Origin of the sequence: Streptomyces sp. NPDC048002 (genome assembly GCF_040653275.1) — a bacterium.
Classification (GTDB): Bacteria; Actinomycetota; Actinomycetes; order Streptomycetales; family Streptomycetaceae; genus Streptomyces.
Window position 1 is genome coordinate 475627 of the sequence record NZ_JBEZNL010000002.1, and the last position, 14786, is coordinate 490412.

A 14786-nucleotide genomic window follows, 5' to 3' on the forward strand; every position below is an offset into this window, starting at 1 on the left:
TCAGGCCAGCTCGGAGGCCAGTCGCGTCAGCAGGTCCACCACTCCGGCCGGGCCCTTCACCACCAGGTCGGCCCGTTCCTCCAGCTCCGGGACCTCCGCGCTGCCGCTGCACACCAGCAGGCCCGGGGTGCCGTCGGTGCGGAGCTTGTCGACGGCCGCGAAGGCGGGCAGGTCGCCCAGGTCGTCACCGGCGTAGAGGACCGAGGCCGCGTCGGTCTCACGGAGGTACTCCAGCAGGGCGACGCCCTTGTCCATGCCGGGCGGGCGCAGCTCCAGGACCATCCGGCCCGGCTCGACGATCAGGCCGTGGCGGGCGGCGAGGTCGGCGAGGGGCGCGCGCAGCGCCTCGAAGGCGGCCTGCGGGTCGGCGGCGCGGCGGGTGTGCACGGCGACCGCGCGGCCCTTCTCCTCGATCCAGGTGCCGTGCCAGGCGCCGACGCCGTCGAGGACGCCGGGCAGTTCCGCGCGGACGGCGGCGACCCCGGGGTCCGGGGCGGGGGCGGTGACGGTACCGGTGACGGCGTCCCAGCGTTCGGCGCCGTAGTGGCCGAGGACGACGAGGTGCTCCAGGCCGGGGACGCCGGCGAAGCCGCCGTTGCGGACCGCGACCCCGGCCGGGCGGCCGGTGACCACCGCGACGGCGGCCACCTTGGGCGCGAGCGCGGCGAGCGCGGGTACCGCGTCGGGGTGGGCGCGGGCCTGGTCGGGGTCGGGCACGATCGGTGCGAGCGTCCCGTCGAAGTCGAGCGCGATCACCGCCCGTTCGGGCCGGTCGAGAAGCGCCTCCAGACCGGCGCGTCCGGCGCGGGTGGCGGGGGTCGGCAGGGGGGTCGAGTCCTTGTGGCTGCCCATACGGCGACCCTATCCACACCCCGGGCCGCCGGTCATCAGGGCCCGGGGTCCGGTGGCGTCAGCGCTCGCTCCGGCGGGCGTCCCGGACCCGGCGCAGACGGTTGACGGTGACCGGGTCGTGGGCGAGGGCACGGGCGTCGTCGAGGAGGGCGTTGAGCAGCTGGTAGTAGCGGACCGGCGCCAGGCCCAGCTCCTCGCGGATCGCCCGTTCCTTCGCGCCGGGGCCGGCGAAGCCGCGTCGCTCCAGCGCGAGGACGGCCTGTTCCCTGGGGTTCAGCGGGTCCGGGTGCATGGGGGCACGGTAACCCCCGGCACCGACAGCGCGGCCGTCGCGCGGCAAGGCGCGCTCCGCTACTCGGCGCTCTCCGCTGCCGCCGCCGTCGCCTGGAGGTCGCCCAGCACGGTCTCGGGGTCGCCGCTGGAGGAGACGGCCCTGCCGATCTGCTTCTTCACCGCCGCGCTGACCGCCGCCCAGGAGGTCCGGCCCACCGGGTACAGCTCGGAGGACGGCAGCGCCTCCAGGAACGGCTTGAGGTCGGCGTCCTGCTCGGCGGTGCTCATGATGTCGGAGACCGCGCTGGTGACGGGCAGCAGGTCGTACTCGCGGGAGAAGGCGAGCACGTTCTCCTCCTGGTAGACGAAGTCGAGGAAGTCGCCGACCTGCTCGGCGTGGCCGTTCTGCTTGAACGCCATCATCCAGTCGGCGACGCCCATGGAGACCTCGCTCGGACCGTCGGCGCCGGGCATCGGCACCATGCCGAACTTCACGCCCTTGGCCTCGGCCGCCTTCATCAGCGAGGGATGCCCGTTGAGCATGCCGACCTCGCCGTTGGTGAACGCCTCGAAGGCGTCGGCGCGGTTGAGCGTGGCGGGCGCGACCGGACCGGTCAGACCCTGGCCGACCAGCTGGTCGTTCAGCCAGTCGAAGGTGGCGACGTTCTCCTCGGAGTCGATCTGGTAGGTCCCGGCGTTGGTGTCGGTGTAGCCGCCCCCGCCGCTGAGCAGCCACTGCATGGTCTCGGCCTGCGCCTCCTCCGGGCCGAGCGGCAGCGCGTACGGGTACTTCACCCCGTTCGCCTTCAGCGCCTCGGCGTCCGCGGCCAGCTCCTGCCAGGTCTTCGGGGCGGAGATGCCGGCCTCCGCGAAGAGGCTCTTGTTGTAGAACAGCAGCCGCGTGGAGGAGGCGAACGGCATCCCGTACTGGATGCCCTTGACCGCGCCGGCCGAGGCGAACTGCGGGAGGAAGTCGGCCTGGGTGGTGATCGAGAGCAGTTCGCTGGCGGTGTAGAGCTTCCCGGCCTTCGCGTAGTCCGCGTAGGCGCCGATCTGCGCGAGGTCGGGTGCCTTGCCGGCGTCGACCAGCTCCTTGACCTTGCGGTCGACGTCGGTCCACGAGTAGACGCTGACCTCGACGTTGACGTCGGGGTGGTCCTTCTCGTACGCCTCGACGAGGGAGTTCCAGTACTTGCTGGAGCTGTTGGCCGCGCTGTCGCCGTAGTCGGCGGCGACGAGCCTCAGCGTGACCTCGTCCGACCCCCCGGTCAGGCCGCAGCCGCCGAGCACCGCCGTCATGCCGAGGGCGGACACCGCCGCGATCATTGCCGTCCTACGCCGCTGCACTGCCTATGTCCCCAACCCGAAGCGAAAACTTTCGAAACAACGTCATAAGGTCTACACCACCCTAGTGGACTAGACCTCTCCTGGGTAGAGGCGCCACACTGTCCCCCGTGAGACATGTCATCGCCCTCGACGTGGGCGGCACCGGGATGAAGGCCGCCCTGGTCGGGGCCGACGGCGCCCTGCTGCACCAGGCCCGCCGGCCGACCGGACGCGAGCGCGGCCCCGACGCGGTCGTCGAGGGCATCCTCGACTTCGCCGCCGAGCTGCGCGCCCACGGTGTCGACACCCTCGGCGAGCCGGCCGTCGCGGCCGGTCTCGCCGTCCCCGGCATCGTCGAGGAGGCCACCGGCGTCGCCGCCTACTCCGCCAACCTGGGCTGGCGCGACGTCCCCCTGCGCGAGCTGATCGGCGCCCGGCTGGGCATCCCCGCCGCGCTCGGCCACGACGTCCGCACCGGCGGACTCGCCGAGGGCCGCATCGGGGCCGGCCGGGGCACGGACCGGTTCCTGTTCGTGGCGCTGGGCACCGGCATCGCCGGGGCGATCGGCCTGGACGGCCGGGTGGAGGCCGGGGCGCACGGCTTCGCCGGCGAGATCGGCCATGTCGTCGTACGGCCCGGCGGCAGCCCCTGCCCCTGCGGACAGCGCGGCTGCCTGGAGCGGTACGCGTCGGCCGCCGCGGTCAGCGACGCCTGGGCGGCCGCGAGCGGCGACCCGGAGGCGGACGCCGCCGACTGCGCGAAGGCCGTCGCGTCCGGCGACCCGAACGCCGTACGCGTCTGGCGGCAGGCGGTCGACGCCCTCGCGGACGGCCTGGTCAGCGCCCTCACCCTGCTGGACCCGCGCACCCTGATCATCGGTGGCGGCCTCGCCGAGGCGGGGGAAACCTTGTTCACACCACTGCAGGACGCCGTCCGGCAACGGGTCACGTTCCAGAAACTGCCGGCCATCGTCCCGGCAGCCCTGGGCGACACGGCAGGCTGCCTCGGTGCCGGGCTACTGGCCTGGGATCTCCTCGACACTACTGACGGCACGGAGGTAACGACCTGATGGCAACCCCCCCAGGGGCGCGGGGCAGCGATGATCTGCGGCTCCGCCGCGGGGCGCGACAAACCCCCACCGGCCCGCACACGATCCTCAAGGGAGCCCACGTAGCCCTTCCCACAGGACTCGTGGAAAACGGCACGATCGCCTTCGAGGGCGACCGAATCACCGCGAGCGCCCCGGAGAACGCCCAGGTCATCGACGTCACCAACCACTACGTGGTCCCCGGCTTCGTCGACCTCCACAACCACGGCGGAGGCGGAGCCTCCTTCACCTCCGGCACCGTCGAGGACGTACTCCTCGGCATCGACACCCACCGCCGGCACGGCACCACCACCCTGGTCGCCTCCACCGTCACCGGCGACATGGACTTCCTCGTCCAGCGCGCGGGCCTGCTCTCCGAACTCGCCGAGCAGGGCGACGTCGCCGGCATCCACTTCGAGGGCCCGTTCATCTCCCCCTGCCGCAAGGGCGCGCACTCCGAGGAACTGCTGCGCGACCCCGACCCGGCCGAGGTGCGCAAGCTGATCGACGCCGCCCGCGGCCGGGCCGCCATGGTCACCCTCGCCACCGAACTGCCCGGCGGCATCGACTCGGTGCGCATGCTCGCCGAGCACGGCGTGATCGCGGCGATCGGGCACACGGACGCGACGTACGAGCAGACCGTGGCCGCGATCGACGCGGGCGCCACCGTGGCGACCCACCTCTTCAACGCGATGCCCCCGCTCGGCCACCGCGCCCCCGGCCCGATCGCGGCGCTGCTGGAGGACGACCGGATCACCGTCGAGCTGATCAACGACGGCACCCATCTGCACCCCGCCTCCCTCCAGTTGGCGTTCCATCACGCGGGCGCGGACCGGGTCGCGTTCATCACCGACGCGATGGACGCGGCGGGCTTCGGCGACGGCCGCTACATGCTCGGCCCGCTGGAGGTGGAGGTCTCCGACGGCGTCGCCCGCCTGGTGGAGGGCGGCTCGATCGCGGGCTCGACGCTCACCCTGGACCGCGCCTTCAAGCGCGCGGTGACGGTCGACGGCCTCTCGGTGCCGGACGCGGTGACGGCCCTGTCCGCCAACCCGGCCCGGCTGCTGGGCCTTTCGGACACCATCGGCTCCCTGGAGCCCGGCAAGTACGCCGACCTGGTGGTTCTCGACTCCTCCTTCGACCTCAAGGGCGTGCTGCGCCGGGGTGCATGGGTGGTCGATCCCCAACTGGGCTGATCCGTCCGGCAACGGTACGGACGGCGGTCGCCCCGAGGGCTGGGACGACCGCCGTCTGTTTGGCATGATCAGGCCCGGAAGAGACGGCACCACTTTGCGGGGGGAGGTCGGTCCGGGTGATCCTCACGGTCACGCCGAACACCGCTCTCGACATCACCTATCGCGTACGGGCGTTGCGTCCGCACGCCTCGCACCGGGTCTCCGAGGTCCTCGAACGCCCCGGCGGCAAGGGCCTGAACGTGGCCCGGGTGCTGGCGGCCCTCGGCCACGAGGTGACCGTCACCGGCCTGGTCGGCGGCGCCACCGGCCGGGTGGTACGCGAACGGCTCACCGCGGTCCCCGGGTTGACCGACGCCCTCGTGCCCGTCTCCGGCGCCACCCGCCGTACGACGGCCGTGGTGGACGACCTCAGCGGCGACACCACCCAGCTCAACGAGCCGGGCCCGATCGTCACCCCCGTCGAGTGGTCCGCCTTCCAGGAGTCCTACGGCCGGCTGCTCGCCTCGGCCGACGCGGTGGCCCTGTGCGGCAGCCTCCCGCCGGGTGTTCCGGTGGGCGCCTACGCGGGCCTGGTCCGCGCGGCGCGCGCCGCGGGCGTCCCGGTGCTGCTCGACACCAGTGGTGAGCCGCTGCGCCGGGCGGTCGCCGCCCGCCCCGACCTGATCAAGCCCAACGCCGACGAACTGGCCGAACTGACCGGCTCCCACGAGCCGTTGCGGGCCGCACAGGACGCCCGGCGGCGCGGTGCGCACGCGGTGGTGGCCTCGCTCGGCGCGGAGGGCCTGTTCGCGCACACCCCGGAGGGGCGCTGGCGCGCGACCCCGCCCGGCCCCCTGCGCGGCAACCCGACCGGCGCGGGCGACGCGGCGGTCGCGGGCCTGCTGTCGGGCCTGGTGGAGCGGCTGCCCTGGCCGGACCGCCTGGCGCGGGCCGCGGCCCTGTCGGCGGCGAGCGTACTGGCGCCGGTGGCGGGCGAGTTCGACCGCGCGGCCTACGAGGAACTGCTGGCCCGGGTGGCGGTGACGGCGGAGGCCACCGCGGCCTGAGCCGACGCTCCTACCGCTTGACGTTGCCCGCCTTCACCCACATCTGGTCCAGCAGGACGTCGCACTTGTCGCCGTCGCCGCAGGAGACCGAGATCGTGTTGGTGCCCTTGTTGAGCGTGGGCCACGCGTAGGTCGTCGTCCAGCCCTTGGCGAAGTCGCCGTCCGCGGCCTTCGCGTAGTTCTTCATGCTCAGCTTGGAGCCGAAGGGCTTGCCGTTGACGGTGAGCGTCATCGACTGGTCCTCACCGGCCGCGCTGTACCGCGCGAACAGCGTGTACGGGCCGTCCTCCGGGATGCCGTTCACGGTCCAGGTGACCGAGGCCCCCGGCTGGTTCAGCCCCGCGACGTAGGTGCCGTTCTCCGACTGGGCGCCCTCCACCTCGGAGGCGATGGCCGCGCCCTGCGCGAGCCGCATCGCCTTGGCGTCCGAGGTCGGCAGCTCCACCTCCTCCTCGGCGCTGCTGCCCTGCGAGGGAGTGGCCTCCTCGGTCTGGGACTGGGTCGGCGTGGCGTCGGCCTGGTTCCCGTCGCCGCCCTCGGAGTCGTCGCCGCCGGCCATCGCGACCGCGATGCCGATCACGACCGCGGCGACCACCGCGATGGCGCCGATCAGCAGCCCCTTGGTGTTGGGGCCGCGCCCGCGGCCGCCCCCGCCGACGCCGTGCGACGGCATCGCCTGCTGGGTGGTCGGCGCGCCGCCCGGGAGGGTCTCGGGGGCCGCGTAGTGCGCGTTCGACTGGCCGTAGGCGCCCTGCTGCTGCGGGACCTGGCCGTAGGGGGCCGTCTGCGCCTGCTGCTGGCCGTACTGCCGCTGGCCGACCGACCGCACCCGGTTCACCGAGTTCGGGTAGCCGTAGCCACCGGAGGGGGGCTGGGCGCCGTTGGCCTGCCCGTCGGCGTAGAGGTAGCCGAACGGGTCGTCGTCCTCGGGCGTATGGGCGCCGTTGTTGCCGGACGTCATCCCTTGGTCTCCTCACCAGGTGCGGGGCGGATGCGGTACGTGTGACGAAGGGCGAGCCTACCCGCTCTGACTGACCCAAACGGGTGACTCGGACCGCATCAGCTCGCTGACCTGGGATTCATCCCGCGCGTCTGTGTTGTTTGGGACGAGATCGTTTCTCTACGTACATCCGCTCGTCGGCGGACTTCAGGACCTCGTCCGCCGTCATGCCGCAGTGCGCCCAGCCGATGCCGAAGCTGGCGCCCACCCGCACGGCCCGGCCGTCGACCCGGATGGGCTGGATGATCTCGTTGCGCAGCCGAACCGCCAGGTCCTGGGCGTCGGCCCGGCCGAGTCCGTCGGCGAGGACGACGAACTCGTCGCCGCCGAGCCGGGCCACCGTGTCGCCGTCCCGGACGCCCCGGGTGAGCCGGCGGGCCACTTCGATGAGAACCGCGTCACCCGCGTTGTGCCCGAACCGGTCGTTGATCGACTTGAAGCCGTCGAGGTCGCAGAAGAGCACCGCGAGCCCCTTCGTGCCGTCGTCGTAGTCACTCGCGGGGGCGACGGTGTGGACGTGGTGGTCGTAGCCGTCGAGGGCGTCCGCGCCGGGCGGGAAGTCGAAGCCGTGGCCGTTGACGTCGAAGGCGGGGTGGCCGTAGGCCGCGTCCGTGGTCTCCAGCTCGCCCGCGTGGGCGGGGCGCCGGCACAGGCGCGAGGAGAGGCGGGCGCGCAGCTCGGCGGAGTTCGGCAGGCCGGTCAGGGAGTCGTGGGAGGCGCGGTGGGCGAGCTGGAGCTCGCGCCGCTTGCGCTCCTCTATGTCCTCGACGTGGGTGAGCAGGAAGCGCGGCCCGTCGGCGGCGTCGGCGACCACGCTGTTGCGCAGGCTGACCCAGACGTAGGTGCCGTCGCGGCGTCCGAGCCTCAGCTCGGCCCGGCCGCCCTCGGCGGAGGTCCGGAGCAGGGTGCCTATGTCCTCGGGGTGGACGAGGTCGGAGAAGGAGTACCGGCGCATCGCGGCGGCGGGGCGGCCCAGCAGGCGGCACAGGGCGTCGTTGGTGCGCAGGATGCGGCCGTGCTGGTCGCCGCCCATCTCGGCGATGGCCATGCCGGACGGGGCGTACTCGAAGGCCTGCCGGAAGCTCTCCTCGCTGGCCCGCAGAGCCTGCTGATCGCGCTCCAGCCTGACCAGTGCCCGCTGCATATTCGCACGTAGACGCGCGTTGCTGATCGCGATCGCGGCCTGGAACGCGTACATCTGGAGGGCCTCGCGGCCCCAGGCGCCCGGCAGCCTGCCGTTGCGCGGCCGGTCCATGGACAGGACGCCGATCAGCTCGCCGCTGCCGCCGCCGTGCGCGCCGGGCGTGTACATGGGGGCGAACAGCCGGTCGGAGGGGTGCCACTCGTCCTCGAAGCGGGGCGCGGGACCGTCGGTGTACCACTGCGGGACGTCGTCGTCGTCGAGGACCCAGCCCTCGGTGTGCGGGATGAAGACCAGGTCACCCCAGTGCTCGCCCATGCTGAGCCGGCGGTCCCAGGACTCGCGCGAGCCGACCCGGCCGGTGATCAGCGCCTCGGCGGCGGGGTTGCCCGCGAGCGCGGCGACGACCAGGTCGCCGTCCTGGCGGACCAGGTTGACGCACGCCAGCTCGTAGCCGAGGCCGGTGACGACGCCGTCGGCGACGGTCTGCAGCGTGTCGGCCAGGCTGCGCGCGGTGTTCATGTCCGCCATGACCTGGTGCAGTTGTCGCAGGGTCGCAAGACGGACGTACGGCTCCGACTCGGTCTCCATGCTCGCCCTCCCCCCGAGACCTCGGCAGTGAATCAAGGGTTGTCTTCGGCGTCTTTTCTGTGCGGTGCCCTTGCTGTTCTTGATGAAGGTCCCCAGCCACTGAATCACAGCGCGCTGCCCACTCGGTACACAGGGTCAACAATTAGTGCCCCTTGTGACTCAAGTCACAGCGAAAGATGAACAATTGAGCGGGGTTTCTGCGTTTTTCCTGTGCGTTTCCTGAACGCAAACTTTGGACACTGCGCGAAGTCATTCGACTCCGCTCCGAAGACGTCCGCCGAAGGTCCTAGGTCCGCTCTCGGACCCGGGCCCGATGTGACGGTCCCACCGGGAGATTAGCGTTTCCGGCGTGCCGAACACTTCCCCCGCCCCGCTCCCCCCGATCACCGAGCCCTCCGCCGCCGGGCATGCTGAGGGGGTGAGCAACGACGAGTTCCGCGCCGCCATGTCCCGGCTGGCCGCGGGCGTGGTCCTGGTGACCGCGTTCGAACCGCCCCTCGCCCCGGACGGGCCGCGGGGCGAGGACGTCGGCATGACCGCCACGGCCTTCGTGTCGGTCTCCCTGGACCCGCCCCTGGTGCTGGTCAGCCTGAAGACCGGCGGACGCATGGACGACCTGCTCGACGAGCAGCCCCTGTGGGCGGTCTCGGTGCTGTCCGAGAGCCAGCGGCACATCGCCGGCCGCTTCGCCATGAAGGGCCGCATCAGCGACCGCCTCCTGTTCGAGGACATCCCCCACGTGCGCGGCGAGGCCACCGGCGCCGCGCTGCTGGGCGGCGCGCTCGCCACCCTGGAGTGCCGCACCGAACAACGGATCGCCGCGGGCGACCACACCCTGGTCGTCGGCCGTGTTCTGACCGCTCGCCTTCCGAGCGCGGAAGGCGGCCCGCTCACCTATTTCCGCGGTCGCTATCGCCAATTGGGCTGAGCCGGAATTCATGTGACGGAGTGTGAGTGCGCGTCCTATGGTGCGCCCATGACGACCGCCACCGGCCCACGCCTCGAAACCCTCACTCCGCGCAATGTCGAGGACGCTCTCGCCATCCGGATCCGCCCGGACCAGGAGCACGCCGTCGAACCGGTCGCGCATTCCCTCGCCGAGGCTTACGTCTGGCCCGGGGTCGCCTGGCCGCGGCTGATCGTGGACGACGGCCGGGCGGTGGGCTTCCTGATGGCCTTCTTCGACATCGACTGGAAGGGCGACGGCTCCGTCATCCGCTCCGGGCTGTGGCGCCTGAACATCGCGGCGGAGGAACAGGGCCGCGGATACGGCCGCTTCGCCGTCCGGTCCGTGGCCGAGGAACTGCGCCGCAGGGGCGGCACCGACCTCTACGTCACCTGGCACCCCGGCCCGGACGGCCCCGAGCCCTTCTACCTCGGCCTCGGCTTCGAACCGAACGGCGAGACCAGCGGGGGCCAGACGGTGGGAGTGCTGAAACTGACGGCGGACGCCGCGGCCACCACGCCGTAGGGCTCGGGGCCCGCTGCCCGCCGCCGACCACCATCACGCGCACCGGGCGCCGGGCCGCGAGCCGGCCACCGTCGCGCCGGGCCCGACGCCGTCGCGCGGGTGGGGTGCGATCGCCGCGGGTGAAGTGCCGTAGTCCTTCGGCCGCGGGCCTGGGGCGTGTGCCGGGCGGCGACGCCACGGGCGGGCCGAGTCTCCGCGAGCGGGGTGCCGGAAACCGTCGCGCCGGACGGGGCTTCCGGCGACCCGGCAGGCCGGGGTCGCGGCAGGCCGGGGTCGCGGCAGGCCGACCGCGCGCCGGATCTCAGAGCGGCCGCACGTCCATGCGGACCAGCCGCTCCGGGTCCTTCACGATGTCGATGACGGCGATCCGGCCGCCCACCACCGTCAGGTCCAGCACCCGCTCCGGGCGTCCGTCCACCAGGAGCACCAGGCCCGCCCGGCCGTCGACGAGCGCGGGCCGGGCCAGCCGGGCGAGGGCGGCGAAGCGGGCGGCGTTGCCGGCCACCTCGCGGGCGCCCGCGAGCACACCGGCCTCGGTGTGGGCGACCACGTCGGGGTCGAGGACGTCGACGAGCCCCTGGATGTCGCCCTCGCGCGCCGCGGCCAGGAAGGCGTCCACGACCGCGCGCCGACGGGCCGGATCGGCGTCCGAGGGCCGCGCCCCGCGCACCCGGCGCCGGGCCCGGCTGGCCAGCTGCCGGGTCGCGGCGGGGCTGCGGCCGACCACGGCCGCGATCTCCGCGTAGTCCACGGCGAACAGGTCGTGCAGCACGAACGCCAGCCGCTCGGCCGGGGTCAGGTTCTCCAGCACGACGAGCAGGGCCACGCCCACCGAGTCGGCGACCAGCGCGTCCCGCTCGGGGTCGGCGTCGGCGTCCGGACGGGGGCCGACGGCGTCCAGCGGCCGCTCGGCGCGCGAGCCGCGGGACCGGAGCAGGTCCAGACAGACCCGGCCGACGACCGTGGTCAGCCAGCCGCCGAGGTTGTCGATCCGCTCCGGCTCGGACCGGCTGAGCCGGAACCACGCCTCCTGCACGGCGTCCTCCGCCTCGGCGGCCGAGCCGAGCATGCGGTGGGCGACCGCCCGCAGATGCCCGCGGTGCTCCTCGAAACGCCGGGCCAGGAAGTCGTGGTCGGTGGTCATCGGTCCGTCACACCTCTCGTCGGGGCACACACGCGCGCGCTCACCCGTATGACGGACGGCACGCCCTCGGTGTGACAGCGGCGGCCAGGACTGCCCTGGGCCTGCCCTGGGCCTGCCCTAACCCCAGTCCCGGCCGGAGCGGCCGCGCTTGGTGTCCGAGCGCTGCTTCTTCTCCCGCAGCCGGCGCTCGTTGATGCCCCGGGGGATACGGGTCGCCCGGCGGGGCTTGGGCGGGGGCGCCGTGGCCTCGGCGAGCAGCGCGGCCAGCCGCACCGCCGCGGTCTCGCGGTTGCGCCACTGGGAGCGGTGCTCGGAGGAGCGGACACTGAGGACGCCGTCGGTCAGGCGTCCGGCGAGCCGCTCCAGCGCCCGCTGCTTCCACACCTCGGGCAGCGCCTCGGTGCCGGCCAGGTCGAAGCGCAGCTCCACCTGCGAGTCACTGGTGTTGACGTGCTGTCCACCGGGCCCCGACGAACGCGAGAAACGCCACATCAGCTCGGCCTCGGGGAGCGAGACGGAGCCGCGGATGACGTAGGGACCGGACATGCCGTCCATGGTCGCGCCTCTGTCCGGTCCACGTCACGCGAATTTCGTCCCGGACTGCTCCGGAAGGCCGAGTAAAGAAAGTAAAGCGAGCTGGAACCTCGCGTACCCCTCTCGACGTTCATAGGGGTAGCTGTAGCTTCGTGCTCGTAAGCAAAACGAGGGAAGGGACTCCCAACAATGGCTGTAAGCCTGTCCAAGGGTGGCAACGTCTCGCTCACCAAGGAGGCTCCGGGCCTGACGGCCGTCACCGTGGGCCTCGGCTGGGACGTCCGCACCACCACCGGCACGGACTTCGACCTCGACGCCTCCGCGATCGCGGTGAACACGCAGGGCAAGGTCTACTCCGACGGCCACTTCGTGTTCTTCAACAACAAGCAGACCCCGGACAGCACCATCGTCCACACCGGTGACAACCGCACCGGTGAGGGCGCGGGCGACGACGAGGCGATCAACGTCAACCTCGCCGGCCTCCCGGCCGACATCGACAAGATCGTCTTCCCGGTCTCGATCTACGACGCGGAGAACCGCTCGCAGAACTTCGGCCAGGTCCGCAACGCCTACATCCGCATCGTCAACCAGGCCGGCGGCGCCGAGATCGCGCGCTACGACCTGTCCGAGGACGCGGCGACCGAGACCGCCATGGTCTTCGGCGAGCTGTACCGCAACGGCGCGGAGTGGAAGTTCCGCGCCGTGGGCCAGGGCTACGCCTCCGGCCTGGTCGGCATCGCCCAGGACTTCGGCGTCAACGTCTGAGTCGTCGGCGTCCAGGGCGTCAGCGCCTGAGACCCGCGTGCTCGACCCGGACCCCCGGCCCTCGCGGCCGGGGGTCCGGCCGTACCGGCCCGCGTCGCCCGGCCCGCGTCGCCCGGCTCACGGCTCACGGCTCACGGCTCCAGGACGACCTTGCCGGTCGTCGCCCGGCTCTCCAGCGCACGGTGCGCGGCGGCCGCCTCCGCGAGCGGGAAGCGTTGCACGGCGGGGGTGAGACGGCCCTCGGCGGCCTCCACCAGGGCGCGCAGTTCCAGCGTGCGGAGCGGGTCGGGGCCGCCCGCCCGGCCCAGCATCACGGGACCGAGCACCTGCTCGGAGACCCCCTCGACGACGTGGGGCGCGCCGTTGTGCAGCCCCTCGCCGGACCAGCCGAAGACGATGTGCCGGCCGCCGGGTCCGAGCAGGGCGACGGACTCCCGGGCCACGTCCCCGCCGACCCCGTCGAAGACCACCGTGGCCGCCCGTCCGCCCAGCCAGGCCCGGACCTTCGCCGGCCAGTCGGGTTCCTTGTAGTCGACGGCGAGATCCGCGCCGTTCTCCCGCACCAGGGCCGCCTTCGCGGGACCGCCGGCCAGCCCGACGACGGTGGCCCCGGCGTTCTTGGCGTACTGCACCAGCAGGGTGCCGATGCCCCCGGCCGCCGCCGGCACGACGGCCACGGAGTCCGGGCCCAGTTCCGCGAACTGGAGGATCCCCATCGCCGTACGGCCCGTGCCGATCATGGCGACGGCCTCGGCGAAGTCCAGGCCGGCCGGGATCTCGTGCAGCCGCTCGACCTCCGTCACCGCGAGTTCGGCGTAGCCGCCGGGCACGAAGCCGAGGTGGGCCACCACCCGCTTGCCGAGCCACAGTGCGGCCACCCCCTCGCCGAGGGACTCCACCACGCCCGCCACCTCGCGCCCCGGCACGGTGGGCAGCGTCGCCGGTCCCGGGCCAGGACCCCGCATGCCCTCGCGCAGGGCGGTGTCGAGGAGATGGACACCGGCAGCGGCGACCGCGATCCGGACCTGGCCGGGACCGGGCCGAGGGTCCTCGACACGCTCGTGGACGAGGTTCTCGGCCGGGCCGAAGGCGTGCAGGCGAATGGCGTGCATGAGGGCTCCCCCATCGGGTCCGCGGGTGTGTTCAGGACCCCCACCCTTCAACCTCAAGCATGCTTGAGGTCAAGGGCGCCCCGGCCGAGCGCCAGCGACACCGCGTTCAGGGCGCTGTTGAAGGACACCTCGGAGAGCACGCCGGGCGCCGCGACCTGGTCACCGGCGAGGTACACGCCCTCACCGCGGTCGATCCCGGGCCGGTCCCGCCAGCTGGTGCCGGGCAGGTCCACGGCCCCGGTGCGGCCGCCCGCGAGGGCCTCCCGCCGCCAGGTGACCCGGTCCCGCCAGCCCTCGAACCCGAGGTCGAGGAGTTCCTCGGCGCGGGCGGTCCCGACCGCCCTGGACTCGCCGGGGCCGAGCGGGATCTGACCCTGGATCAGCTGCTCACCGGCGGGCGCGAGGGTCCGGTCCTGCGCGGTGAACCGCTCGATCCACCCCGGGTGGTCCAGGTCCGACACGACGAAGGCGTCCCCGCGCCGGGTGCGCACGGCGAGGTCGATCAGCGCGGTGCGGCCGCTCGGCCAGGTCAGCGTGTCGTCCTTGAGCAGCCGGCGCGCGGAGTCCAGGGAGGTCGCGACGACGACCGGGGTGTCCGTCGGGAGGGCGTCGACCCGGGACAGGGTCTCGATCCGCACTCCGAGGTTCCAGGCGTGGTCGGCCATCCGCCCGATGAGGCCGCCCCAGCCGCCGCGGGGGTAGTGCGCCTCCGGCGGGAGCTTGGTGGCGCGGCGCAGCCGCTCCTGCACGAAGGCCGCGGAGAGGGCGCCGGGGTCGTGGTGGAAGAGGGCGACCGCCGAGTAGTGGGCCGCGGCCCGCGCGCCCTCCTCGCCCGCCACCCCGGTCGCCCAGGTCAGGAAGTCGACGTCGACGGGCGCCTGCGACGCGCCGTGGCGCAGCAGCTTGAGCATGCCGAAGGGCGGGGTGCGGCGCAGTACGCCCTTGTGGCGCAGCCGCAGCCGGGCCGCCTCCAGCGGCGGGATCGCGGCGAGCGGTCCGATCAGGTCCCGCTTCTTGAGCCAGGCCCAGTGCGGGCCGCCGTTGTAGAGGGCGTGCGGCCCCTCGTTGGTGCGGTACGGCCCGTCGGCGGTCCGGGCCCGCCCGCCCAGGGTGTGGTGAGCCTCGTACACGGTGACCTTGGCGCCCGCCTCCGCGGCGGTGACCGCCGCGGTGAGTCCGGCGAAGCCGCCGCCGATGACGGTGATGCGCTGCATGGGGGTCTCCCTCTGCTCGGTGGCCTTCCGCAC

The 14786-nt window shown here is 73.2% G+C and carries 15 protein-coding genes; 6 read left to right on the plus strand and 9 right to left on the minus strand.

Going from position 1 to position 14786, the window contains the following annotated elements:
- From otsB to AB0E07_RS05105, 3 genes are read right to left on the minus strand one after another with little or no spacing between them, the layout of a single operon-like run.
- A complete protein-coding gene (gene otsB / locus AB0E07_RS05095; RefSeq protein WP_362246546.1) occupies positions 1-852 on the minus strand; it encodes a trehalose-phosphatase in 852 nt (283 codons plus the stop codon).
- A gap of 58 nt (positions 853-910) precedes the next feature.
- Positions 911-1144 carry a DUF3263 domain-containing protein gene (locus AB0E07_RS05100; protein ID WP_362246548.1) on the minus strand — a complete coding sequence of 78 codons (234 nt, stop codon included), beginning with the start codon at positions 1142-1144 and terminating at the stop codon, positions 911-913.
- Between the two features lie 59 nt (positions 1145-1203).
- Complete coding sequence (locus AB0E07_RS05105; RefSeq protein WP_362246550.1) at positions 1204-2451, minus strand: extracellular solute-binding protein; 1248 nt, start codon at positions 2449-2451, stop codon at positions 1204-1206.
- A gap of 128 nt (positions 2452-2579) precedes the next feature.
- Here AB0E07_RS05105 and AB0E07_RS05110 point away from each other — a divergent pair, with 128 nt between their 5' ends.
- The 3 genes from AB0E07_RS05110 to AB0E07_RS05120 all read left to right on the plus strand — a co-directional run bounded on the left by AB0E07_RS05110 (position 2580) and on the right by AB0E07_RS05120 (position 5781).
- Entirely contained in the window at positions 2580-3521 is a 942-nt protein-coding gene (locus AB0E07_RS05110; RefSeq protein WP_362246552.1) for an ROK family protein, read from the plus strand.
- Positions 3521-4735, plus strand: coding sequence for an N-acetylglucosamine-6-phosphate deacetylase (gene nagA / locus AB0E07_RS05115; RefSeq protein WP_362246554.1), 1215 nt, complete (start codon positions 3521-3523; stop codon positions 4733-4735). The genes AB0E07_RS05110 and nagA overlap by 1 nt, the downstream gene beginning before the upstream one ends.
- A 116-nt stretch (positions 4736-4851) precedes the next feature.
- Positions 4852-5781 (plus strand): 1-phosphofructokinase family hexose kinase, encoded by a 930-nt coding sequence (locus tag AB0E07_RS05120; RefSeq protein ID WP_362246556.1) that lies wholly within the window; start codon positions 4852-4854, stop codon positions 5779-5781.
- A 10-nt stretch (positions 5782-5791) separates the two neighbouring features.
- Here the strand turns inward: AB0E07_RS05120 and AB0E07_RS05125 are convergent, their stop codons facing one another.
- Positions 5792-6742 (minus strand): carbohydrate-binding protein, encoded by a 951-nt coding sequence (locus AB0E07_RS05125; protein WP_362246558.1) that lies wholly within the window; start codon positions 6740-6742, stop codon positions 5792-5794.
- Positions 6743-6860: 118 nt separating this feature from the next.
- Entirely contained in the window at positions 6861-8513 is a 1653-nt protein-coding gene (gene cdgB, locus AB0E07_RS05130) for a diguanylate cyclase CdgB (RefSeq protein ID WP_362246560.1), read from the minus strand.
- 349 nt (positions 8514-8862) lie between these two features.
- On the opposite strand from cdgB, the gene AB0E07_RS05135 reads away from it, so the two are divergent.
- On the plus strand, positions 8863-9441 hold the full coding sequence (locus tag AB0E07_RS05135) for a flavin reductase family protein (RefSeq protein WP_362246562.1): 579 nt from the start codon (positions 8863-8865) through the stop codon (positions 9439-9441).
- A 48-nt stretch (positions 9442-9489) separates the two neighbouring features.
- On the plus strand, positions 9490-9984 hold the full coding sequence (locus AB0E07_RS05140) for a GNAT family N-acetyltransferase (protein WP_362246564.1): 495 nt from the start codon (positions 9490-9492) through the stop codon (positions 9982-9984).
- A 301-nt stretch (positions 9985-10285) separates the two neighbouring features.
- Here the strand turns inward: AB0E07_RS05140 and AB0E07_RS05145 are convergent, their stop codons facing one another.
- Together AB0E07_RS05145 and arfB are read right to left on the minus strand one after the other, a co-directional pair.
- Entirely contained in the window at positions 10286-11128 is an 843-nt protein-coding gene (locus AB0E07_RS05145; protein ID WP_362246566.1) for a sigma-70 family RNA polymerase sigma factor, read from the minus strand.
- A 117-nt stretch (positions 11129-11245) separates the two neighbouring features.
- Entirely contained in the window at positions 11246-11683 is a 438-nt protein-coding gene (arfB, locus tag AB0E07_RS05150) for an alternative ribosome rescue aminoacyl-tRNA hydrolase ArfB (protein ID WP_362246567.1), read from the minus strand.
- 168 nt (positions 11684-11851) lie between these two features.
- On the opposite strand from arfB, the gene AB0E07_RS05155 reads away from it, so the two are divergent.
- Positions 11852-12427, plus strand: a complete 576-nt coding sequence (locus AB0E07_RS05155; RefSeq protein ID WP_356312977.1) for a TerD family protein — start codon at positions 11852-11854, stop codon at positions 12425-12427.
- A gap of 131 nt (positions 12428-12558) precedes the next feature.
- Here AB0E07_RS05155 and AB0E07_RS05160 read toward each other — a convergent pair whose 3' ends face one another.
- Positions 12559-13539, minus strand: coding sequence for a zinc-binding dehydrogenase (locus tag AB0E07_RS05160; RefSeq protein ID WP_362246570.1), 981 nt, complete (start codon positions 13537-13539; stop codon positions 12559-12561).
- Positions 13540-13592: 53 nt separating this feature from the next.
- Positions 13593-14753 (minus strand): NAD(P)-binding protein, encoded by a 1161-nt coding sequence (locus tag AB0E07_RS05165; RefSeq protein ID WP_362246572.1) that lies wholly within the window; start codon positions 14751-14753, stop codon positions 13593-13595.
- Positions 14754-14786 lie beyond the last annotated feature (33 nt).

Excerpts from the sequence above, each read along its gene's own strand:
- otsB (WP_362246546.1), bottom strand. The coding sequence starts at position 852 with ATGGGCAGCCACAAGGACTCGACCCCCCTGCCGACCCCCGCCACCCGC.
- AB0E07_RS05100 (WP_362246548.1), bottom strand. The coding sequence starts at position 1,144 with ATGCACCCGGACCCGCTGAACCCCAGGGAACAGGCCGTCCTCGCGCTG.
- AB0E07_RS05105 (WP_362246550.1), bottom strand. The coding sequence starts at position 2,451 with ATGATCGCGGCGGTGTCCGCCCTCGGCATGACGGCGGTGCTCGGCGGC.
- nagA (WP_362246554.1), top strand. The coding sequence starts at position 3,521 with ATGGCAACCCCCCCAGGGGCGCGGGGCAGCGATGATCTGCGGCTCCGC.
- AB0E07_RS05125 (WP_362246558.1), bottom strand. The coding sequence starts at position 6,742 with ATGACGTCCGGCAACAACGGCGCCCATACGCCCGAGGACGACGACCCG.
- cdgB (WP_362246560.1), bottom strand. The coding sequence starts at position 8,513 with ATGGAGACCGAGTCGGAGCCGTACGTCCGTCTTGCGACCCTGCGACAA.
- AB0E07_RS05140 (WP_362246564.1), top strand. The coding sequence starts at position 9,490 with ATGACGACCGCCACCGGCCCACGCCTCGAAACCCTCACTCCGCGCAAT.
- AB0E07_RS05145 (WP_362246566.1), bottom strand. The coding sequence starts at position 11,128 with ATGACCACCGACCACGACTTCCTGGCCCGGCGTTTCGAGGAGCACCGC.
- arfB (WP_362246567.1), bottom strand. The coding sequence starts at position 11,683 with ATGGACGGCATGTCCGGTCCCTACGTCATCCGCGGCTCCGTCTCGCTC.
- AB0E07_RS05155 (WP_356312977.1), top strand. The coding sequence starts at position 11,852 with ATGGCTGTAAGCCTGTCCAAGGGTGGCAACGTCTCGCTCACCAAGGAG.
- AB0E07_RS05160 (WP_362246570.1), bottom strand. The coding sequence starts at position 13,539 with ATGCACGCCATTCGCCTGCACGCCTTCGGCCCGGCCGAGAACCTCGTC.
- AB0E07_RS05165 (WP_362246572.1), bottom strand. The coding sequence starts at position 14,753 with ATGCAGCGCATCACCGTCATCGGCGGCGGCTTCGCCGGACTCACCGCG.